This window comes from Nocardioides marinus (genome assembly GCF_013408145.1).
GTDB lineage: Bacteria > Actinomycetota > Actinomycetes > Propionibacteriales > Nocardioidaceae > Nocardioides > Nocardioides marinus.
This window is the reverse complement of sequence record NZ_JACBZI010000001.1, coordinates 3771092-3790702: the sequence shown is the minus strand read 5'-3', so window position 1 is coordinate 3790702 and position 19611 is coordinate 3771092. Positions and strand designations below refer to the sequence as shown.

At 72.6% G+C, this 19611-nt stretch carries 20 protein-coding genes; 9 read left to right on the top strand and 11 right to left on the bottom strand.

Going from position 1 to position 19611, the window contains the following annotated elements; genetic code table 11:
- Together BKA05_RS17800 and BKA05_RS17795 are read right to left on the bottom strand one after the other, a co-directional pair.
- The gene (locus BKA05_RS17800; protein ID WP_179532625.1) at positions 1–798 is read right to left on the bottom strand and encodes a deoxyribonuclease IV; all 798 of its coding nucleotides are present in this window, start codon (positions 796–798) and stop codon (positions 1–3) included.
- Between the two features lie 74 nt (positions 799–872).
- The gene (locus BKA05_RS17795) at positions 873–1826 is read right to left on the bottom strand and encodes a serine/threonine-protein kinase (protein ID WP_179532624.1); all 954 of its coding nucleotides are present in this window, start codon (positions 1824–1826) and stop codon (positions 873–875) included.
- Positions 1827–2072: 246 nt separating this feature from the next.
- Here BKA05_RS17795 and rpsF point away from each other — a divergent pair, with 246 nt between their 5' ends.
- The 4 genes from rpsF (at position 2073) to rplI (ending at position 3891) form a co-directional block, all read left to right on the top strand.
- Positions 2073–2363 (top strand): 30S ribosomal protein S6, encoded by a 291-nt coding sequence (rpsF, locus tag BKA05_RS17790; protein ID WP_179532623.1) that lies wholly within the window; start codon positions 2073–2075, stop codon positions 2361–2363.
- A 160-nt stretch (positions 2364–2523) separates the two neighbouring features.
- Positions 2524–3093, top strand: a complete 570-nt coding sequence (locus BKA05_RS17785; RefSeq protein WP_179532622.1) for a single-stranded DNA-binding protein — start codon at positions 2524–2526, stop codon at positions 3091–3093.
- A 97-nt stretch (positions 3094–3190) separates the two neighbouring features.
- Positions 3191–3427 (top strand): 30S ribosomal protein S18, encoded by a 237-nt coding sequence (gene rpsR / locus BKA05_RS17780; protein WP_179532621.1) that lies wholly within the window; start codon positions 3191–3193, stop codon positions 3425–3427.
- A gap of 17 nt (positions 3428–3444) precedes the next feature.
- A complete protein-coding gene (rplI, locus tag BKA05_RS17775) occupies positions 3445–3891 on the top strand; it encodes a 50S ribosomal protein L9 (RefSeq protein WP_179532620.1) in 447 nt (148 codons plus the stop codon).
- A gap of 408 nt (positions 3892–4299) precedes the next feature.
- Here rplI and BKA05_RS17770 read toward each other — a convergent pair whose 3' ends face one another.
- The 3 genes from BKA05_RS17770 to BKA05_RS17760 form a co-directional block, all read right to left on the bottom strand.
- On the bottom strand, positions 4300–5499 hold the full coding sequence (locus tag BKA05_RS17770; RefSeq protein ID WP_179532619.1) for a hypothetical protein: 1200 nt from the start codon (positions 5497–5499) through the stop codon (positions 4300–4302).
- Positions 5500–5667: 168 nt separating this feature from the next.
- Positions 5668–6210, bottom strand: coding sequence for a hypothetical protein (locus BKA05_RS17765; protein WP_179532618.1), 543 nt, complete (start codon positions 6208–6210; stop codon positions 5668–5670).
- 9 nt (positions 6211–6219) lie between these two features.
- Positions 6220–7563: an MATE family efflux transporter gene (locus BKA05_RS17760; RefSeq protein ID WP_343045740.1), complete on the bottom strand. Its 1344-nt coding sequence runs from the start codon at positions 7561–7563 to the stop codon at positions 6220–6222.
- Between the two features lie 544 nt (positions 7564–8107).
- Between BKA05_RS17760 and dnaB the strand changes: the two genes are divergently transcribed.
- Positions 8108–9526, top strand: coding sequence for a replicative DNA helicase (dnaB, locus tag BKA05_RS17755; RefSeq protein WP_179532617.1), 1419 nt, complete (start codon positions 8108–8110; stop codon positions 9524–9526).
- 123 nt (positions 9527–9649) lie between these two features.
- Positions 9650–10054, top strand: a complete 405-nt coding sequence (locus tag BKA05_RS17750; RefSeq protein WP_179532616.1) for a hypothetical protein — start codon at positions 9650–9652, stop codon at positions 10052–10054.
- Positions 10055–10181: 127 nt separating this feature from the next.
- On the opposite strand, the gene BKA05_RS17745 is transcribed toward BKA05_RS17750, so the two are convergent.
- The 3 genes from BKA05_RS17745 to BKA05_RS17735 are packed head-to-tail and all read right to left on the bottom strand — an operon-like array spanning position 10182 to position 13637.
- Positions 10182–11045, bottom strand: a complete 864-nt coding sequence (locus BKA05_RS17745) for a ThuA domain-containing protein (protein WP_179532615.1) — start codon at positions 11043–11045, stop codon at positions 10182–10184.
- A 10-nt stretch (positions 11046–11055) separates the two neighbouring features.
- Positions 11056–12762 (bottom strand): FAD-dependent oxidoreductase, encoded by a 1707-nt coding sequence (locus tag BKA05_RS20420; RefSeq protein WP_179532614.1) that lies wholly within the window; start codon positions 12760–12762, stop codon positions 11056–11058.
- Complete coding sequence (locus BKA05_RS17735) at positions 12759–13637, bottom strand: gluconate 2-dehydrogenase subunit 3 family protein (protein WP_179532613.1); 879 nt, start codon at positions 13635–13637, stop codon at positions 12759–12761. The genes BKA05_RS20420 and BKA05_RS17735 overlap by 4 nt, the downstream gene beginning before the upstream one ends.
- Before the next feature lie 155 nt (positions 13638–13792).
- Between BKA05_RS17735 and BKA05_RS17730 the strand changes: the two genes are divergently transcribed.
- A complete protein-coding gene (locus tag BKA05_RS17730; protein WP_179532612.1) occupies positions 13793–14812 on the top strand; it encodes an LLM class flavin-dependent oxidoreductase in 1020 nt (339 codons plus the stop codon).
- 92 nt (positions 14813–14904) lie between these two features.
- Here BKA05_RS17730 and BKA05_RS17725 read toward each other — a convergent pair whose 3' ends face one another.
- The gene (locus BKA05_RS17725) at positions 14905–15924 is read right to left on the bottom strand and encodes a succinylglutamate desuccinylase/aspartoacylase domain-containing protein (RefSeq protein WP_179532611.1); all 1020 of its coding nucleotides are present in this window, start codon (positions 15922–15924) and stop codon (positions 14905–14907) included.
- 3 nt (positions 15925–15927) lie between these two features.
- The gene (locus BKA05_RS17720; RefSeq protein WP_179532610.1) at positions 15928–16425 is read right to left on the bottom strand and encodes a putative ATP-dependent zinc protease; all 498 of its coding nucleotides are present in this window, start codon (positions 16423–16425) and stop codon (positions 15928–15930) included.
- Positions 16426–16503: 78 nt separating this feature from the next.
- On the opposite strand from BKA05_RS17720, the gene BKA05_RS17715 reads away from it, so the two are divergent.
- Positions 16504–17694 carry a RimK family alpha-L-glutamate ligase gene (locus BKA05_RS17715; protein ID WP_179532609.1) on the top strand — a complete coding sequence of 397 codons (1191 nt, stop codon included), beginning with the start codon at positions 16504–16506 and terminating at the stop codon, positions 17692–17694.
- A 49-nt stretch (positions 17695–17743) separates the two neighbouring features.
- On the opposite strand, the gene BKA05_RS17710 is transcribed toward BKA05_RS17715, so the two are convergent.
- A complete protein-coding gene (locus BKA05_RS17710) occupies positions 17744–18253 on the bottom strand; it encodes a pyridoxamine 5'-phosphate oxidase family protein (RefSeq protein WP_179532608.1) in 510 nt (169 codons plus the stop codon).
- Between the two features lie 130 nt (positions 18254–18383).
- Between BKA05_RS17710 and BKA05_RS17705 the strand changes: the two genes are divergently transcribed.
- Entirely contained in the window at positions 18384–19595 is a 1212-nt protein-coding gene (locus BKA05_RS17705; RefSeq protein ID WP_179532607.1) for a patatin-like phospholipase family protein, read from the top strand.
- Positions 19596–19611 lie beyond the last annotated feature (16 nt).

Here is a 19611-nt window from a genome sequence, read left to right as displayed (position 1 = left end):
TTACAGCCGCGCGCGCAGCCATTCGAAGTCCGCCACGTGCGACTCCGCGGGACCGGGGGTCTCGCAGACCACCGGCGCGGCGGCGTCGCGGACGACCGCGGCGAGCAGGTCGGGGTCGATCCGGCCCGCGCCGAAGCTGGCGTGCCGGTCGGCGCCGGAGTCGAAGTCGTCACGGCTGTCGTTGGCGTGGACCAGGTCGATGCGCCCGGTGATGGCGCGCACCTTCTCCACCACCGTGGACAGGTCGTTGCCGCCGGCGTGGGCGTGGCAGGTGTCGAGGCAGAAACCGACCTGCTCGAAGCCCTCGGCCGCGGAGATGGCATCCCACACCCGGCCGATGCGGTCGAGGTAGCGGGTCATCGCGTTGTCGCCGCCGGCGGTGTTCTCGATCAGGAGGGGCAGCGTGAGGTCGGTCGCCTCGATCGCCTTGCGCCAGTTGTCGAAGCCCTTGTCGGGGTCGTCGGCCTTGTTGACGTGCCCGCCGTGGACGATCAACCCCTTCGCCCCGATCTCGGTGGCCGCGTCCACGTGCTGCTGGAGCAGCTTGCGGCTGGGGATGCGGATGCGGTTGTTGGTCGTGGCGACGTTGACGATGTAGGGAGCGTGGACGTAGAGGTCGACGCCCGCCGCCTCGGCGTCGGCGCGCAGCTTCTCCGCGCCCCCGGGGTAGCGCACCTCCGGGCCCTTGTAGCCCTGCGGGTCACCGAGGAAGAACTGCACCAGTGGCGCCTGGCGCGCCGCGGCCTCGGCCAGCGGGTCGTCCTGCTCGACGTGGGCTCCGATGCGGATCTCGCTCATGGCTCCCACCCTAGGAGGCGGCGCCGACGTCGCCGGTCGGGTGCCGGGTCGGTTCCGGGTTGGTGCCGGGGCGCTCAGCCGCGGACCAACAGCGCGAGCACGGAGAGGACCGTGGCCAGCGTCAGCACGAGGACTGGGAGCAGCACGGGACCCAGCACCGGACCCGGGAACCGGCTCGCGCGTCGCGATGGCGGGGTGAGCCGGTCCCGGACGTCGGGCACGGCGTGCTCACGGCTCCAGGGCGGCCCGGGCGGCAGGTGCAGGTCCCGCAGGGCGGCGCGAGCGGCCGTGGCGTCGGGCGGACGGGCGGCCGGGTCCGGGTGGCGCAGCGCGGTCAGGAGCGGGGCCATCGGGCCGGGCGGCACGGGCGCGGTCGGCCCGGCGCCGGTGAGCAGCTGGGTGCCCACCACGCCGGCGGCGTACAGGTCCTGGGAGGGGGTGGCAGGGCCACCGGCGGCGAGCTCGGGCGGCACGAAGCCCTCGGTGCCCACCGGGCCGGGCACCCGGGTCAACCGGCTGTCGCCGGCCACCACGGCGATGCCGAAGTCGGCCAGCAGCAGCCGGGGGCGACCCGTGCCGGTGGGTTCCAGCAGCAGGTTGGCCGGCTTGACGTCGCGGTGCACGACCCCGGCCCGGTGCACCGCGGCGAGGGCGTCGAGCAGCTGGTCGAGCAGGGCGGCGGCGTACGTCGTCGGGAGCGGGCCGTGCTCGGCGAGCAGGTCCTCGACCGTGCCTCCCCGGACCAGCCTGGTGGCCAGGGCGACCCGCTCGTCCTCGGCGACCCAGCCGACCGGCGCCAGCACGTGCGGGTGCCGCACGCGCACCGCCTGCTCACGCACGAACCGGACCAGCGCGGAGGAGCCGGGGTCGTGCTGCCCGAGGACCTTCAGCGCCACCTCCTCGCCACTGCGCCGGTCGGTCGCCCGCCACACCGAGCCCATGCCGCCGGTGCCGAGGTGCTCGCCCAGGAGGTAGCGCCCACCGACCAGGCGGTCGCGGGTCGCGCGGGGACGGTGACGGGGGATCATCGGGGCAGGTCCTACCCCGGGGCGGGGCTCCCCACGCGTCGGTCTCCCCGCGGGGTGGGCGCTGCGGGGTGGGGAGCGCTGCGGGTTGGGAGCGGCGGGCGCGGCGCTGGTAGCCTGCCCTGTCCCTCTCCGGCGGTCACCGATGGCCGACGGCGGTGGACACCGCCGGCGTCGTCCGGCGGGACGCAAGCCCTCCTGCCACGGAGAGACCGTGGCCGCTCTAGTCCAGAGGAGGTGGAGACCGCTTTGCGTGCATATGAAGTCATGGTCATCCTCGACCCGAGCCTCGAGGAGCGCACGATCGCTCCTTCGCTCGAGAAGTACCTGAACGTCGTGACCAAGGACGGCGGCTCTGTGGAGTCGGTCGACGTCTGGGGTCGTCGTCGTCTCGCGTACGAGATCAAGAAGAACGCCGAGGCCATCTACGCCGTCATCTCGCTCAACGCGGAGCCGGCCACGGTCAAGGAGCTCGACCGCCAGCTGACCCTCAACGAGGCGATCCTGCGCACCAAGGTCATCCGCCCCGACGCTCGCTGAGGACCCCCGGGCAGACCTCCGGTCGTGCCCGGTCCCTCGGTCGTCTGTGGATGACCCCTGTCCGTTGTCGGTCCCTCGCGAGAGGATCGCTGGGCAACGACATCGGACACACCGCGTCGGTCCCTCCCGGACCGCACACCAACACGTTGGGAGACACCCCATGGCAGGCGAGACCGTCATCACGGTGGTCGGCAACCTCGTTGACGATCCCGAGCTGCGCTTCACCCCCTCCGGGGCGGCTGTGGCCAACTTCCGGATCGCGTCGACGCCGCGGAACTTCAACCGGCAGACCAACGAGTGGGAGGACGGCGAAGCGCTGTTCCTGTCCTGCTCGATCTGGCGGCAGGCCGCGGAGAACGTCGCCGAGTCCCTCCAGAAGGGCATGCGCGTGGTCGTGCAGGGTCGGCTGAAGAGCCGCTCCTACGAGACCCGCGAGGGCGAGAAGCGCACCGTCATGGAGCTCGACGTGGAGGAGGTCGGTCCGTCGCTGAAGTACGCCACCGCCAAGGTCACCCGCACCACCCGCCAGGGTGGCGGGGGTGGCTTCAACGGTGGCGGCGGCGGTGGCGGCGGCTACTCCGGCGGCGGCCAGGCACCGGCCCAGGGCAACGACCCGTGGGCCACGGCTGGTCCCCAGGGAGGCGGCCGTCCCCAGGGCGGCGGCGGTGGCGGCCAGGGCGGACAGGACCCGTGGGGGGCGCCCGGCGTCTCCGACGAGCCGCCGTTCTGATCCCGGGCTCGACCGACGCGACCAACACTCGCAATCCGCTCAACCATTCCGACCCGGTAGCCACTCCGGGACGGGCTTCTAGAAGGGAAGCACCACAATGGCCAAGCCAGTCTTGCGCAAGCCGAAGAAGAAGGTTTGCCAGTTCTGCAAGGAGAAGGCGACCGGTGTCGACTACAAGGACACCACGCTGCTCCGCAAGTTCATCTCCGACCGCGGCAAGATCCGCGCGCGTCGGGTCACCGGCAACTGCGTCCAGCACCAGCGCGACGTGGCGATCGCCGTCAAGAACGCCCGTGAGGTGGCTCTGCTGCCCTACACCTCGACCGGTCGCTGAGAAGGGGGCTTGAGAAGATGAAGCTCATCCTGACCCAGGAGGTCACCGGCCTCGGTGGCCCCGGCGACGTCGTCGAGGTGAAGGACGGCTACGGCCGCAACTACCTCGTGCCCCAGGGCGTGGCGATCCGCTGGACCCGCGGCGGCGAGAAGACCGTCGAGTCCATCAAGACGGCGCGCAGCTCGCGTGCCGTCCGCGACCTCGGCCACGCCGAGGAGGTCAAGGCCAAGATCGAGGGCCAGACCGTCAACGTGTCGGTCAAGGCCGGCGAGACCGGTCGCCTCTTCGGCGCCGTGACCGTCGCCGAGATCGCCGCGGCGATCACCGAGGCCTCCGGCGAGGCCGTCGACAAGCGCACCATCGCCGTCGACCACGCCGTGCGCACCCTCGGTGCCCACCAGGTGACCGTGCGGCTGCACGAGGACGTGCTGGCCACCGTGGCCATCAACGTCGTCAAGGCCTGACGCACACCCAGCACCACCACACAGCCCCCGCCCGGATCTCCGGGCGGGGGCTGTGTCGTTGCTGGGCGGAAGCGGACTGACTCGGTTGTCCGGCTGGGTCTCGTCACGCCGGTCGCGGCTTCGTCCCTCAGCCGCGGCCCTGCTCGACCCGTTGAGCGTCGTGCGTCGGCGGAGCCGATGGCTGGCCTTGCCGCGTCCGACTGGTGTCTCGACACGGGCGTCGCGGCCTCGCAGGCTCGGCCGCGGCCCTCGCTCGACCCGCTGAGCGTCGTGCGTCGGCGGCGCCGATGGCTCGCGAACCGGTATCCGACTGGTGTCTCGTCACGGGCGTCGCGGCTTCGTCCCTCAGCCGCGGCCCTGCTCGACCCGTTGACCCACGGTGCCCGCGGCTGCGCCGCGGGCATCTGGTCAACGCATCATGATCGCGTCGACGGCCACGGGCTTGCCCCGCGACCAGGTCTTGAACTTCATCTTGCCGGTGAAGGACTTGCTGCTGGCGTTGCGCAGGACGACCACGGCTTGGCGCTCGATGGTCTTGCTCTTGAGCTTGGCCTTGGCCCAGTTGGGGTTGCCCGGGGTCTTGTACTTCAAGATGCCCACGTCAGGACGCGTGGTGCAGATGAGGCGCACCTCGCGGACGTTGGTGCCGCGCACCGAGAAGCGCGCGTTGAACTGCGTGGTCTCGATGTAGGAGCCCCCGAAGGCCTTGCGCGAGGTCGACTCCTTCCACTTGCGGCCCTTCGGCAGCTCGATGTCGGCCGGCACGGTGAACTCGGTGGTCGCCGGGTCCGGGTCGACGTTGCCCGCGGGGTCGGTGGTGCCGACGCTGAGCGTCTTGGTGCCGGCGGAGAGGTCGGGGAAGGTCGTGTTCCCGTTGGAGCAGGGGAAGACCTCGTCCTCGATCAGGCAGGTGTAGGACACGTTGCCCTCCGACGCCGCGAGCCGGAAGGTCGGGCTGTCGGTGGTGAGCATCGGCAGCTCAGGGGTCTCGGCGTCGTACGGGGTGTTGAAGATGTAGGACTGCGGGGCCCGGGTGTCGACCTTCACGACCGCGACCTCGGGGGTCTGCTGCACGTCGGGGAGGTCGGTGTCGGCGGGCGACCCGGGGATGAAGGGGTTGGTGCTCGGGTCGTCGGTGGCGTCGATCTGGCGGTCGGCGGCGTCGAAGGCGCGGACCTTGAAGGTGTAGGGCACCGAGGTGGTGTCGGCGAGGTCGTCGTAGGTGACCGGGCTGGTGCAGCTGGTCCACGACGTCGGCTCGGCGGCGGTGGAGTAGAACTGGCACTCGTAGCCGATGACGTCCTCGTCCTCGTCGAGGTGGGTGCCGCTGAAGGTGAACGTCAGCGAGTCGCTGGCGATGTAGCCGGCGGCGTTGGGGGCAGGGGTGATGCTCTCCAGCGTGGCCTCGGGCGGGACCTGGTCGTCGCAGCGTCCACCGGGCTGGAGGAACGGGATGGGTCCGGCTCCGGTCTCGACCTCGGTCAGGCAGCCGTTGGCGGCGACGGCGGCCGGTGCGAAGGTGACGGGCAGCAGGGCACCCAGCAACGCGGCGGCGGACACGGCGGCCGTGACGGTGGCCGGTCGGCGCAGGCGAGGGGTACGAGTCATGGTGGGGGGTCCTCGGGGGTCGGGTGCAGCGGTGCCGGCGGTGCGGGACCGCCTCTCTGCCAGGTCAACGGGGCAGGACCGTCCCAGGCTACGAAGACTGTCGCGATTTCGGGTCGGATTCGGTCGGCGTCCGCAGATCGGTCGCCTGGTGGACGCCCCCGGGGCGCCTCAGGTTCCCGGCAGGGCGCGCGGCCGACCGCCCGCCCAGGGCGCACGCGCCCACGCGAGCGTGAGGACCACGAGCAGGACGAGCGCGAGGGTGGCGCACAGGACGGCGGCGCCGGCGAGCCCCTCGGCTCCCACGCCGAACACCAGGACAGGGAGCACCGCGGCCGCAAGCACCAGCGCCTCCGCAGTGGCGAACCAGGCGGCCCGGGAGCCCTCCTGCGCGGTCCGCGCCGCCCTCCGCAGCCCGTCGGAGAGCAGCAGCAGGTAGGCCAGCTGCGGGAGGCTGAGGGCCCAGGAGAGCGACTCGTCGGTGTCCGCGACGCGTTCGGCGACCCCCGGGGGCCACACCACGGCGGCGACCACGAGCGCCGTTGCGGCGGCGACCACCATCGCGTCGCGGCGGTGGACGTCGCGGGGCAGCGCGAGGGTCCCGGCCAGCACGAGGCCCCAGCCCAGGGGATCGGGGAGGAGGTCCCAGCCGCCACCGTCGACGACGAGGGCGACGACCACCAGCCCGAGCGCGACCGGGTGCAGCGGGATCATGCGCGCACCCTACGGGCGGCCGGCGGGGGCGTCGCCCAGGACCAGCCAGCGATCCCCCCGCGCCCGGAGCACGAGGACCAGGCAGCGGGTACCGATGAAGACCGCCCCGAAGACCGCCCACACGACGACGAGCCCGGTACCGCTCCCGACCATCAGCAGGACGGGTGCGTAGGCGACGAGGACCAGCAGGCCGGCCCAGGCCAGGTAGACCCCGTCCCCGGCGCCGATGAGCACGCCGTCGAGCACGAACACCACGCCGGCGACCGGCTGGAACAGGGCAGCCGTGAGCAGCACCGGCAGCAGCAGGTCGTGGACGGCGGGGTCGGAGGTGAAGACCGGCCCGAGCACCGGTGCCGCGAGGGCCAGCCCGGCTCCGGTGACGACCCCGGACCACAGGCCCCACCACGTCATCCGGGTGGTGAGCCGTCGGGTCGTCGGTGCGTCGCCGGCACCCAGCGCCCGGCCGGTGAGCGCCTGGGCGGCGATCGCGACCGCGTCGAGGACGAAGGCGAGGAAGGTCCACAGCGTCATCGCGAGCTGGTGGGTGGCGATCCGGGTGGCCCCCGCCGGGTCGGCGCCGGCGCCGGTGGCCACGACGTAGGCGGTGAGCACGATGGCCGCGCGCAGCGTCAGCGTGCGGACGACCAGGGGGACCCCGGACCGGGCGGCGCGGGCGACACCGGCCGGCGAGGGGCGGAGCCGTGCGTCGTGGGCGCGGGCCCCGCGGACGAGCACGACGAGGAGACCCGCCGCCATGGCGCACTGGGCCACCACCGACCCGATCGCCGCCCCGGTCACGCCCCAGCCGACGCCGTGGACGAGCAGCACGTTGAGCGCGAGGTTGCCGAGGTTGCCCGCCACGGCCACGACCAGGGGCGTGCGGGTGTCCTGGAGCCCGCGCAGGACGCCGGTGACCGCGAGGACGACCAGCAGCGGGACCGTCCCGGCGAAGGAGACGGCGAGGTAGTCCACGGCGTACTCCTCGACGGGGCCGCGCACGTCGAAGAGGCCGACCAGCCAGGGCGCGAGCAGGACCCCGGCGACCGTGACGAGCGTGCCGATCAGCACAGCCAGCCAGGTGCCGTCGACCCCCAGCGCCAGCGCGCCGCGCTGGTCACCGGCCCCCAGTCGCCGGGCCACCCCGGCCGTCGTGCCGTAGGCCAGGAAGATGCACAGCCCCACCGCGGTCTGCAGCACCACGGAGGCCACCCCGACCCCGGCGAGCTCGGCCGTGCCGAGGTGTCCGACGACCGCGGCGTCGCCCAGCAGGAAGAGGGGCTCGGCGACCAGGGCCAGGAACGCCGGGACCGCCAGACGCAGGATCTCCCGATCGGTCTGGGACCGCAGTGCCACAGGCCCCTCCCGAGCAGCAATAGTCCGAACGGGCCAGCTGTCATGACCCCGGTGGAAAAGTCGCCGAAACTGTGGGAAACCTACCCGGGGGTCGCCCGTGTCGACATACCGACCGGCAACGCCCGGGTGACGAGAATGTGAACCAGGTCACCAGCAGAAAATCTTCTGTGCACAGCTGTGGGAACACGTTTGCCCAGGTCAGAGCACATGTCTCGACCCCATCAGCGTGGATTTCCACAGGCCTGTCCCCATCCTGTGCACATGGATCCACCGGTCCTCCACGGGCCTGGGCGGGTTATCCCCAGGGCCTGTGGACAAGGTGCTTCCCGAGACCCCCTGCCGGCACGTACGTTCGCGCGGTCGCCGGGGCTTCCTCCCCGCGTGCCGACACCCGGTGCGCGGCACGGCCGGAGCCGTTGTCGGTGCCCGGTCCTAGCCTCGACGCACACGGACCGAGACCGTCGACACCGCCGTCGAGACCAGATCGAGAAGTCAGCCGGGCAGCCCCACCACGGGTCGTGCGGCAGCCAGCCAGGGAGTGCGCGTGAGCATCACCGAGGACCAGCCCGGTCACCTCGACGAGCCGCCCTTCGAGGACTGGGGCGACGGGCCGGTCTCCTACGCGCCCGGTGAGCGGCCGACCAAGCCGAACGACCGCACGCCCCCGCAGGACATGGCCGCCGAGCAGTCGGTGCTCGGCTCGATGCTGATCAGCAAGGACGCCTGCGCCGAGGTCTCCGAGGTGCTGCGCGGCACCGACTACTACCGCCCGGCCCACGAGACGATCCACGACGCGATCATCGACCTCTACGGCCGCAGCGAGCCGGTCGACATGATCACCGTCGCCGCCGAGCTGCAGCGACGCGGCGAGCTCGAGCGCATCGGCGGCGCGCCGTACCTCCACACCCTCTCGGCCAACGTGCCGATCGCCGCCAACGCCGGCTACTACGCCGAGATCGTGCGCGAGAAGGCGATCCTGCGCCGCCTGGTCGACGCCGGCACGCGCATCGTGCAGATCGGCTACGCCGGCGAGGGCGAGGTCGACGACATCGTCGACCAGGCGCAGGCCGAGGTCTTCAAGATTGCCGACAAGCGCGGAGGCGAGGACTACGCCCCGCTCTCGGACATCATGGACGGCGTCCTCGACGAGATCGAGGCGATCGGCAACCGCGAGGCCGGCCTCTACGGCGTGCCCACCGGGTTCGCCGACCTCGACGAGCTGACCAACGGGCTGCACTCGGGTCAGATGATCATCGTCGCGGCGCGCCCGGCCATGGGGAAGTCGACGCTGGCCCTGGACTTCTGTCGTGCGGCGTCGATCCACAACAACCTGAGCAGCGTCTTCTTCAGCCTGGAGATGACGCGTTCGGAGATCACCATGCGCCTGCTCTCGGCGGAGGCGAAGGTGCCGCTGAACCACATCCGCAACGGCAACATGGGCGACGAGGACTGGACCAAGCTGGCGCGCAAGATGGGCGAGGTCTCCAGCGCGCCGATGTTCATCGACGACAGCCCGAACATGACGATGATGGAGATCCGGGCCAAGGCGCGCCGCCTCAAGCAGCGCCACGACCTGAAGCTCATCGTCATCGACTACCTCCAGCTGATGACCTCGGGCAAGAAGGTCGAGTCGCGCCAGCTGGAGGTCTCGGAGTTCTCCCGACAGATCAAGCTGCTCGCCAAGGAGCTCGAGGTCCCGATCATCGCGCTCTCCCAGCTCAACCGTGGACCCGAGCAGCGCGGTGACAAGCGGCCGATGATGAGCGACCTTCGCGAATCGGGCTCGATCGAGCAGGACGCCGACATGGTGATCCTGCTGCACCGCGACGACGTCTACGAGAAGGAGTCGACCCGCCCCGGCGAGGCCGACCTGATCGTGGCCAAGCACCGCAACGGCCCGACCCGCGACCTGACCGTGGCCTTCCAGGGCCACTACAGCCGCTTCGTCGACATGGCCCACTGACTGCAGTAACCGCACGGACCGAACGTCTGCTGCGTGGAGGACGGTGGGCGGGGCGGCTCGCCGGCGGGGTCGGTTCGGTCCGTCCGGCTCCGAGCGGGCGGGCCACGGTGCACACTGCGACGTGTGAGCCGTTTCGGACGCCGCGACGAGCCCGGTACGCCGCTGGGCGCGGGTCGCCTGGCCGACATCTCCGACCCCGCCGTACCCGACTCGCTGCGACGCATCGTCCGGCCGGCCGGTGGCCGGGCGCACCCGCACGTGCTGCGGATGGCCGGGGAGCACCCCCGGGTGCTGGTGGCGGCGCGTCCCGAGGCGCTGGTCCACGTCAGCTTCGCGGACCAGGGCGACGTCGAGGCCTCGGCGGCCTGGTCGGTGGCGTTCGTGCCGTGGGGGCAGGTCGAGGAGATCCGGGTGACCGGGGTGTCGATCACCTTCCGCTGGCCCGGGCACAGCGTCTCGGTGGAGATGACCACCCACGAGGAGGCGCTGCAGACGGTGCTGTTCTTCCTCGACGTGCCCCAGGGCTGAGGGCCGCTGGGGGCGTGGTCTCGACGCCCGCTCCTCGCTGGCGCTCGTCGCTGCTCGACCACCGGAGGACGCCCGCTCCTCGCTGGCGCTCGTCGCTGCTCGACCACCGCAGGGTGGCCCGCGGCTCTCAGCGTCGGTGCTTGCGCCCGTGCTTCAGCACGGTGACGAGCCCGCCGAGCAGGTGCTGGGTGAACCGGTCGTCGTAGTACATCGTGACCTCGTGGCCCAGCGCGGTGTACCAGGACCGCCCGCGTCCCACGCGGTGCGTCCAGGCCATCGGGTGGTCGCCCATGACGCCGCTGACCCCGGGGTAGGTCGGGAACGGGTTCTCCGGGCCGGTCGGCAGGTTCGAGGTGTTGGGGTCCTGCAGGTAGCTCGACTCGTCGATCGACAGCAGCACCGTCGAGCGGCCGCGCACGCTGGATGTGAAGGAGTAGAACTCCTCGATCGGGATCAGCCACTGTTCGGGCAGGTGCCGGGTCGAGCGGTGCGTGGCGCTCTCGGTCACCATCAGGCCCGGCTGCTCCAGCGGGTGCGCGAGGAACCGGCCGCCGGCCAGCAGCCGGGTGTAGAAGGGGTTGGAGTACTCCGTGTCCGCGGCTGAGTGCACCCCGGCCCAGCCGCCGCCGCGGCGTACGAACCGCTTCAGGGCGGTGCGCTGGGCGCCCTCGAGCACGTCGCCGGTGGTGTTGACGAACGCGATCGCGTCGTAGGCGTCCAGGCCGCGGTGGGTGAAGACCGTCGGGTCCTCGGTCGCGTCGACGTCGAAGCCGTGGGCGGCGCCGAGGTCGGTGATCGTGGAGACGGCGGTCTCGATGGACATGTGGCGAAAGCCGGTGGTCCGGCTGAACACCAGCAGCCGGGGGCGGTCGACACCGGCCCAGGTCGGTGCGGCCGACCAGACCAGCGGCGCGACCGGGGCGGCCAGGGCGGCGCCCAGCAGGGCTCTGCGTCCCGGGGACGGGGCGGAGCAGGTGGAGTCGGTGCACATGGGGGTCTCCTCAGACGGCCGAGCCGTCGGCGATGCCGCGGGCGATGCGGATCGAGTTGGCCATGATCGTCAGCGTCGGGTTGAAGCCGGGGAAGGTCGGGAACGTCGAGGCATCGGCGACGAACACGTTGTCGACGTCGTGGAGCCGCCCCGAGGACGCGCAGACCGACGTGCGTGGGTCGTCGCCCATGCGAGCGGTGCCGGCCAGGTGCGCGGTGTAGGTGATGCCCTGGTTGATCAGCGGGAAGGGCAGCACGATCGCGCCGATCGACTGCGGCGCCGCCTGGTGGGCGGCGAGCATCTGCGCGCCGAGGTAGGCCGCGGCCGCCTGCTCGTGCCGGTGCGGGGAGTAGGTGATCCGCGCCGCCGGGTTGCCGAGGAAGTCGGTGACGTCCGGGTCGAGGTCGACGCGGTTCTCGGCCTGCGGCAGGTCCTGGTGGACCAGCTGCGAGCCGGCCACCCCCGCGTGCGGGCCGACCCGCATCGCCGCCTTGTGGGCCGCGCCGTAGCCGGCGAAGCCCGCCATCAGCTGTGCCCCGTTGATCGGCGGCCCGCCCGACCCGAGCTGGATGATCCCGCCCACCAGGTAGGGCACCCCGAGCGCGCTCACCTCCGGCCCGGTGAACGGACCGACCAGGTCGTCGATCTGCAGCGTCGTGGACTGCGCCCGCAACGGGTGCACCGTGAAGGGGAAGAACGCGGCCGCGATCGTGAAGTTGTGGAACATCATGTTCCGCCCGACCTGGTCGGAGCGGTTGCCCAGCCCCGTGGGGTGCGCGCGATTGGCCGACATCAGCAGCAGCCGCGCGGTGTTGATCGGGCTGCCGGCCAGCACCACGGTCGAGGCCTGGATGCGGTGCACCTTCCCCCGCACGTCGCGGTAGCGCACCGCCCTCGCCCGCCGACCGTTGCCGGTGGTCTCCACGCGGTCGACGAAGGCCCGCTCGATGACGCGCACCCGACCGGTCCGCAGCGCCGGGTTCAGGAACGAGACGAGGGCGTCGCCGCGGGCGTTGATCGGGCAGCCGAAGCCGGAGCACATGCCGCACGAGTTGCACGCGGGCCGTCCCTTGCGGGGCTCGGAGTTGACCGCCGCCGGGTACGGGTAGGGCTCCATCCCGACCAGGCGCGCCCCCTCGGCGAGCAGCCCGGCGGCGTACCCCGTCGGGTTGGGGGGCATCGGGAAGTCGCGCCGCCGGGGGGACTGCTCCAGCGTGCGCGCGGGCATCGCGGAGCGGTCGCCCTGCACGCCGACCTGGCGCTCGACGAGGTCGTAGTACGGCGCGAGGTCGTCGTAGCCGATCGGCCAGTCGGCCACCTGGGCGCCGTCGATCGGCCCGTGGTCGGAGAGCAGCGAGAAGTCCTGCTTCCAGAAGCGCGGGGTCTTGGCGTTGTAGTGCAGGCTCGTGCCGCCGACCGCCGCGCCGAGCTGTCCGAGCGCACCCTGCGCGGACCGGGCCACGCCCGAGGACGCCTCGGCCTGGGTGCGCGTGGTGTAGGGCTCGAGCTCGGCGTCGGGGAAGCCGAAGCCGCGGTAGCCCTTGACCTCGTCGGAGCCGTACTCGGTGCCGAGACGTCCGCTCGGCCGCTGCCCCAGCCCCGGGCGCAGGTTGCGACCCCGCTCGAGCACCGTGACGTCCCAACCCCGGCGCGCCAGCTCCCAGGCCGCCGCCGACCCGGCCGCGCCGGACCCGACGACCACCGCCTCCCGGCTCACAGCAGGTCCTCCACGTCGGTGAGCAGCCCCCGCAGGCGCCGCGAGAGCACCCGGATGTCGCCCCCGGCCTCGGCGAGCGGCCCCATCGACGCCTCCGAGGTCGCCAGGGCCATTGCGGGCCCGTACGTCGCAAGCGCGCGGGTCACGTCGAGCAGCGGCAGCATCTCGATCTCGGGGTCGGTGACCTCCTCGTCGGTGTAGCCGCGCGGCTGCCGGTCACCGTCGAAGCCGATGCCCTCCCAGCCCACGCCGTCCCGGTTGCCGCCGTACTCCGGGGCTCCCCACGTGCCCTCGAAGGCGTGGGTGACCGCGACGCCCATCATCGCCGTCACGTCGGGGTCCTGCGCGGTCTGCAGGGCCAGGTCGCGCAGCGGGCCGGGCAGGTCGGCGAAGCCGGGGACAGTGGAGGCGAGCGCGTCCAGGCCGCGGGTGTAGACCTTCTGCAGACGTCGGACCCTGCGCCTCCAGGCCTTGCGCTCGTAGGCGTCCAGCGGCAGGAACCGCTCGAAGTCGTTGCGCCGCGCGCCGCCGCGGTCGGAGAACGGCCCGCCCGCGTAGATCCGCGGCGGGTCGGTGCGGAAGGCGCCCAGCAGGGCGTCGATGCTCTCGTGGGCACGGGCGGCCAGGGCCCCGGGCGCCCCGTCGTCGGCCGGCACGACGCGGTCGACCACCCCGGCCAGGGTGGCGAGCTGGTCCTCGTCGAGGTAGCGCGCGCGGTCGCGGCCCACCGGGACGGCCACCGCCGGCAGGCCGGGTACGGCGAGCAGCGCGACCGTCCCCGCGGCGCCGGCCAGGACGCCGCGCCGGGTCGGCTGCGCGGACCGAGCCGGTCGGGCGGGCCAGGGCAGGTCGATGGGGCCTGTGTCCGTCGTCACACCCGGACAACGCGCAGAACTGGAACTGGTTACACCTCGGGGCACGGGACCGGGGGGACGTCATCCGTCCAGCAGCAGCGGACGTCCCGTCCGCATGACGTCCCCGGCAGCGGCCACCGCGGGAAGATCAAGTCTTCAACCAGTGTTGTCGGGGCATGACCAAGAAGATCGGCTTCCTGTCCTTCGGGCACTGGACCCCCTCCCCGCACTCGGCGGCCCGCTCGGCCTCCGACGTGCTGCTCCAGTCGATCGACCTCGCGGTCGCGGCCGAGGAGCTCGGCGTGGACGGCGCCTACTTCCGGGTGCACCACTTCGCCCGGCAGCTGGCCTCGCCCTTCCCGCTGCTCGCGGCGGTCGGCGCGCGCACCAGCCGCATCGAGATCGGCACGGGTGTCATCGACATGCGCTACGAGAACCCGCTCTACATGGCCGAGGACGCCGGCGCCGCCGACCTCATCAGTGGCGGTCGGCTCCAGCTCGGCATCAGCCGCGGTTCACCGGAGCAGGTCGTCGACGGCTACCGCTACTTCGGCTACGAGCCGGTCGACGGCGACCACGCCGCGATGGCGCGCCAGCACACCTCGGTGCTGCTCGACGTGCTGACCGGCAAGGGGTTCGCCGAGCCGAGCCCACGGCCGATGTTCCCGAACCCACCCGGCCTGCTGCGCATCGAGCCGCACTCGGAGGGTCTGCGCGACCGGATCTGGTGGGGCGCCGGCTCGCGGTCGACCGGGGAGTGGGCCGCCGAGCAGGGCATGAACCTGATGAGCTCCACGCTGCTGACCGAGGACACCGGCGTACCGTTCCACGAGCTGCAGGCCGAGCAGATCGAGATGTTCCGCAAGGCCTGGGAGGCCGCCGGTCACCAGCGCACGCCGCGGGTCAGCGTGAGCCGCAGCATCTTCCCCCTCGTCGACGAGCGTGACCATGCCTACTTCGGCACCCAGTCGCAGAGCCGAGACCAGGTCGGGCACATCGACGGCGGCATCGCGCGCTTCGGCAAGACCTACGCCGGCGAGCCGGACCGCCTGGTCGAGGAGCTCGCCGCCGACGAGGCCGTCCGCGCGGCGGACACGTTGCTGCTCACCGTGCCCAACCAGCTCGGCGTGGACTACAACGCCCACGTGCTGGAGTCGGTGATGACCCACCTGGCACCGGCGCTCGGCTGGCGCTGAGCCCGGGCGTGGGGGGCCGGAGGTCTCGACGCCCGCTCGCTGGCGCTCGCTGCTCGACCACCGGCCCGGCTGCTCGACCACCGGTCAGGCGCTCAGGCCTCGTCGGTCTCCTCGACGGAGTCGGGGTGCGGCTCGGACTCGACGGCCTGGGCGGGTGACTCCAGCACCTCGGCGAGGTGGACCACCGCGTCGCCGGAGGACACCAGGGGCGCCTCGGTGCGGCCGACGACGATGCCGTCGCGGTCGGCGTGCACGAGCCGCACCCGCTTGCCGAAGGAGTCGAAGAGGCCACCCAGCCGCTCGCCCTTGGCGACCCGCTGGCCGAGCTCGGCCTCCAGGTGGAGCATGCCGGTGCCGCGGGCGCGGACCCAGCCCGAGCGCCACGACTCCAGCGTCGGGGCGGGCGGGTCCTCCTCGGGCGGGTCGATCATCCCGAGGTGGGCCAGCACGCGTCGTACGCCGCGGACGCCGGCGTCGACGGCCCAGCCGTCCATGCGCCAGGCCTCCCCGGCCTCGTAGAGCAGCACCTTGGCACCCGCCTCGCGGGCCGCGGCGCGCAGCGAGCCGTCGCGCAACCGGGCGTGCATCATCACCGGCGCGCCGAAGGCCAGCGACAGCTCGCGGGTGCGCTCGTCCTCGAGGTCGGCGCGGATCTGGGGCAGGTTGGTACGGCGGTCCGAGCCGGTGTGGAGATCGATGCCGACCTCGCACTTGGCGACCACCTCGGTCATCATCAGGTGCGCGATCCGGGCCGCCAGCGAGCCGCGGCGCGAGCCCGGGAAGGACCGGTTGAGGTCGCGGCGGTCGGGCAGGTAGCGGTCGCCGTTCATGAAGCCGAGCACGTTGACGATGGGCACCGCGATCAGCGTGCCGCGCAGCTTCTTGGCGTCGAGGTCGGCGAGCACCTGGCGCACCACCTCGACCCCGACGGCCTCGTCGCCGTGGATGGCGGCGTCGATCCACACCGTCGGACCCTCGTGGCGACCGTGCACGACGCGGATCGGCAGGTCGACGTCGGCGCCGGTCACCAGGCGCGTGATCGGCAGCGCCAGCGCCTGCTTGCGCCCGGCACGGACCCGCACCGGGCCGACCTCGAAGGAGTCGCGGGGCACCGCTCACCGCCCCCGGTTGCGACGACGTACGGCGAGGGGCGGGCGCGGCCCGAGGTAGGAGCGTCCCGGGTCGACGGCGAACCCCTGCCGCAGCGCCTCGCGCCCCACCAGCATGCGGAACCCCATCTCGTCTCGTCGCGACAACGTCATCTCAGCCGTCACCGTGCGCTCGAGCAGGGTGACCTCCATCGGCACCACGTACCGCTCCTCGGCGTGCCCCGACGACGAGCGCACCTCGCGCACGTCGACGACCGGGCAACGGGCCGTGACGGCGTCCTCGTCGGTGCCCTGCCAGGGATGGATGGAGAAGCTCACCCAGCGCTCTCCGTCGACCCGCTCCTCGACCAGGTCGAAGGCGTGGATCGCGCTGGTGCGCGCCCCGGTGTCGAGCTTGGCCTTCACCCACGGCACGCCGATCCCCGGCAGGCTCACCCACTCGCGCCAACCCGCGAGGGTGTAGGAAGGGACGGGGGGCTGGTCGCCCGTCGGCTCTGCTGGCACGCTGGCTCGTCCTCTCCGTCGCTCGGCACCGTCGGGCACATGGTGGTCCACACGTCCGGCACTCACACTCGGGTGGTCATGAAACTAGCGATCCTGTCCCGTGCGCCCCGCTCGTACAGTACGCAGCGCCTGCGCACCGCCGCCCTGGACCGGGGCCACACCGTCAAGGTGCTCAACACGCTGCGCTTCGGGATCGACCTCTCCGGGGACGAGCCCGACCTGCAGTTCCGCGGCAAGCAGCTCTCGCACTACGACGCGATCCTGCCGCGCATCGGCAACTCGATCACCTACTTCGGCACCGCCGTGGTGCGCCAGTTCGAGCAGATGGACGTCTACACGCCCAACACCTCGTGGGGGATCTCCAACAGCCGCGACAAGCTGCGGGCCACCCAGATCCTCTCCCGCCACCAGATCGGGATGCCGGCCACCACGTTCGTCCAGGGCCGCGGCGACGTGATCCCGGCGATCGAGCGGGTCGGTGGCGCCCCGGTGGTCATCAAGCTGCTGGAGGGCACCCAGGGCATCGGGGTGATCCTGGCGCCGGAGATCAAGGTCGCCGAGGCGATCATCGAGACGCTGCAGTCGACCAAGCAGAACGTCCTCATCCAGCGCTTCGTCAAGGAGTCCAAGGGCCGCGACATCCGGGCCCTCGTCGTGGGCGACCGCGTCGTCGCCGCGATGCGACGGGTCGCCAAGGGTGACGAGTTCCGCTCCAACGTGCACCGCGGCGGCTCGGTCGAGCCGGTGGAGCTCGACCCCGCCTTCGAGCGGGCGGCGGTGCGCTCCGCGCAGATCATGGGCCTGCGCGTCGCCGGCGTGGACATGCTCGAGGGTCTCGACGGCCCGCTGGTGATGGAGGTCAACTCCTCACCCGGTCTGGAGGGCATCGAGCGCGCCACCGACCTCGACGTGGCGGGCGCGATCATCGACTACATCGACAACCAGGTCGCCTTCCCCGAGATCGACGTGCGCCAACGGCTCACCGTCTCGACCGGGTACGGCGTGGCCGAGATCCTCGTTTTCGAGGCCTCCGAGATGGTCGGCAAGAGCCTGGGCGACTCCGGGCTGCGCGAGCGCGACATCACCGCGCTCACCCTGCACCGGGGCACCCAGGTCATCCCCAACCCCAACGCCCGCCACGTGCTCGAGGCGGGCGACCGGCTGCTGTGCTTCGGCAAGCTGGAGGAGATGCGCTCGATGATCCCCAACCGCCGCAAGCGGATGCGCAAGCCGAAGCGGCTGCCGGCCGAGCCCATCCACGACGCCTGAGACCCGCGTCGGGACGGTCGGCTCGGGTCGGCCGCGACCCGGGGGCGGCTCAGGCGGGCACGAGCTGGAAGCGGCGTCCGGTGACGGCCTCGGGCACGATCGCGACGACCTCCCACTTGGGCGTGGCCACCCACGGCACCAGCGGCAGGTCGTCGTAGCGGCGTGCCTCGTCCTCGCCGAGGACCCGCGCGTGGCCGCGCACCAGCACCGACCAGGCCACCCGTCGGGCGTCGGCGAGCGACTCGACGGAGTCGATCTCCAGCGCCACGTCGGACTCCAGCGCCGCGGCCAGCAGCTTGTTGCCGGCATCGGTGCGGATCAGCAGGGTGCGGTCGACGACCGCGTAGTTGACGGGAACCACGTGGACCTCGTCCACGAGGCGGTACCCGATACGCCCGAGCTCGTGGTCCTCGAGCAGCTCCCAGCACTCCTCCTCGGAGAGGAGCCGCACGAGGGTGTCCGGCGGGTCGACGCGGCCCGTGGAGGGTGCCGTGCCGGGGGTCGTCGCGCGGGACGTGTCGGCGGTCGTGTCACGGGTGTCGTGGTCGGTGGTGCTCATGTCCCCACGCTGCGCCGCCGTCCACCCGGGGGGTAGGGACGGAGGTCCCGCGGGCACGGGACCCCCGGCGGGTGGGTCCCCCACGGTCGGGTGAGCAGCCACGACCGACCACCTGGGCAGGGTCGAGGTCATGGCTGCCCCGAGAGACGAGTCCGTCGCCCTGGTCCTCGACGCCGGGGGCGCCCGATCGGCGTACCAGGTGGGCGCCCTGGAGGTGCTGCTCCCGGCCCTCGAGGAGCGCGGGCACCGGCCGCGGGTGCTGATCGGCACCAGTGCCGGCGCCCTGATCTGCGGTGGGCTCGCCGGGGTGGCCGACCGGCCGGCGGTGGAGCAGACCGCGGCGCTGCGCGACCTGCTGGGCCGGGTGACCAAGCCGGCGGTCATCACCCCGCTGTGGCGCCAGGTGCCGGAGGTGCTGGCGAGGTACGCCTCGGAGACCCTGGGCCTGAGCTGGTTCCGGCTGCGGGGGCTCTTCGGCACCGACCCGCTCCGCGACACCCTGGGCCGGGCCCTGGACTGGGAGGCCGTGCACCGCCACCTGCGGCAGGGCACCCTTGACGCGGTGGCGGTGACCGCGACGACCGTGCGCACCGGCCAGGTCACGATGTTCACCGAGGGGCGCGGCGCGCAGCTGCCGCGCCCGGAGCCGGGTCAGCACCGCCGCTACGTCGAGACCACCCTGGGCGTCGAGCACCTGCTGGCCTCCGCGGCGATCCCCGCGCTGTTCCCCTCCGTCGAGGTGCACGACCCCCAGGAGGCCGCCGGGTGGTACGTCGACGGGGCCACCCGCCGCCGGCACCCGTTGGTGCCCGCGCTGGAGCTCGGTGCCACCCACGTCGTCGCCGTCGGCACCGGCAGCCTGCGCGCCCCGGCCCCCGACCGTGCCGCGGACCGGGAGGCCGTCGACCTCGGGGACGGTGTCGCCACGTTGCTCGGAGCGGTCATGGACGACCCCATGCGCCACGACCTGCGGCGGTTGCAGCAGACCAACCGGCTGCTGCAGGAACCGGCGGTCGCCGAGGTGCTGCACCGGCTCCGCGCCGAGGAGGGCGGGCGCGAGCGGCGGGTGGTGCCGCACGTGGCGGTCGCCCCCGACCGCGGTGACGAGCTGGCGGCGGCGGCCATGGAGGTCTTCGACCGCAACCACCGGACCCTGCTCGGCACCGCCGCGGACCCCGACCTGCAGCTCGTCCACCGGCTGCTGGGCAGCGACAGCCCGCTGCAGGGCGAGCTGTTGTCCTACCTGCTCTTCGACCGCGACTTCTTCGACGCCGCCGCCGCGCTGGGGCACCGCGACGCCCGCCGATGGATCGAGGAGCACCCGGACCTCTGGGTCACCTGAGCCACCGGCGGGTCTC

Coding starts and splice junctions, on each gene's coding strand:
- BKA05_RS17800 (WP_179532625.1), bottom strand. CDS start 798: ATGAGCGAGATCCGCATCGGAGCCCACGTCGAGCAGGACGACCCGCTG.
- BKA05_RS17795 (WP_179532624.1), bottom strand. CDS start 1,826: ATGATCCCCCGTCACCGTCCCCGCGCGACCCGCGACCGCCTGGTCGGT.
- BKA05_RS17785 (WP_179532622.1), top strand. CDS start 2,524: ATGGCAGGCGAGACCGTCATCACGGTGGTCGGCAACCTCGTTGACGAT.
- rpsR (WP_179532621.1), top strand. CDS start 3,191: ATGGCCAAGCCAGTCTTGCGCAAGCCGAAGAAGAAGGTTTGCCAGTTC.
- rplI (WP_179532620.1), top strand. CDS start 3,445: ATGAAGCTCATCCTGACCCAGGAGGTCACCGGCCTCGGTGGCCCCGGC.
- BKA05_RS17770 (WP_179532619.1), bottom strand. CDS start 5,499: ATGACTCGTACCCCTCGCCTGCGCCGACCGGCCACCGTCACGGCCGCC.
- BKA05_RS17765 (WP_179532618.1), bottom strand. CDS start 6,210: ATGATCCCGCTGCACCCGGTCGCGCTCGGGCTGGTGGTCGTCGCCCTC.
- BKA05_RS17745 (WP_179532615.1), bottom strand. CDS start 11,045: ATGTGCACCGACTCCACCTGCTCCGCCCCGTCCCCGGGACGCAGAGCC.
- BKA05_RS17730 (WP_179532612.1), top strand. CDS start 13,793: ATGACCAAGAAGATCGGCTTCCTGTCCTTCGGGCACTGGACCCCCTCC.
- BKA05_RS17715 (WP_179532609.1), top strand. CDS start 16,504: ATGAAACTAGCGATCCTGTCCCGTGCGCCCCGCTCGTACAGTACGCAG.
- BKA05_RS17710 (WP_179532608.1), bottom strand. CDS start 18,253: ATGAGCACCACCGACCACGACACCCGTGACACGACCGCCGACACGTCC.
- BKA05_RS17705 (WP_179532607.1), top strand. CDS start 18,384: ATGGCTGCCCCGAGAGACGAGTCCGTCGCCCTGGTCCTCGACGCCGGG.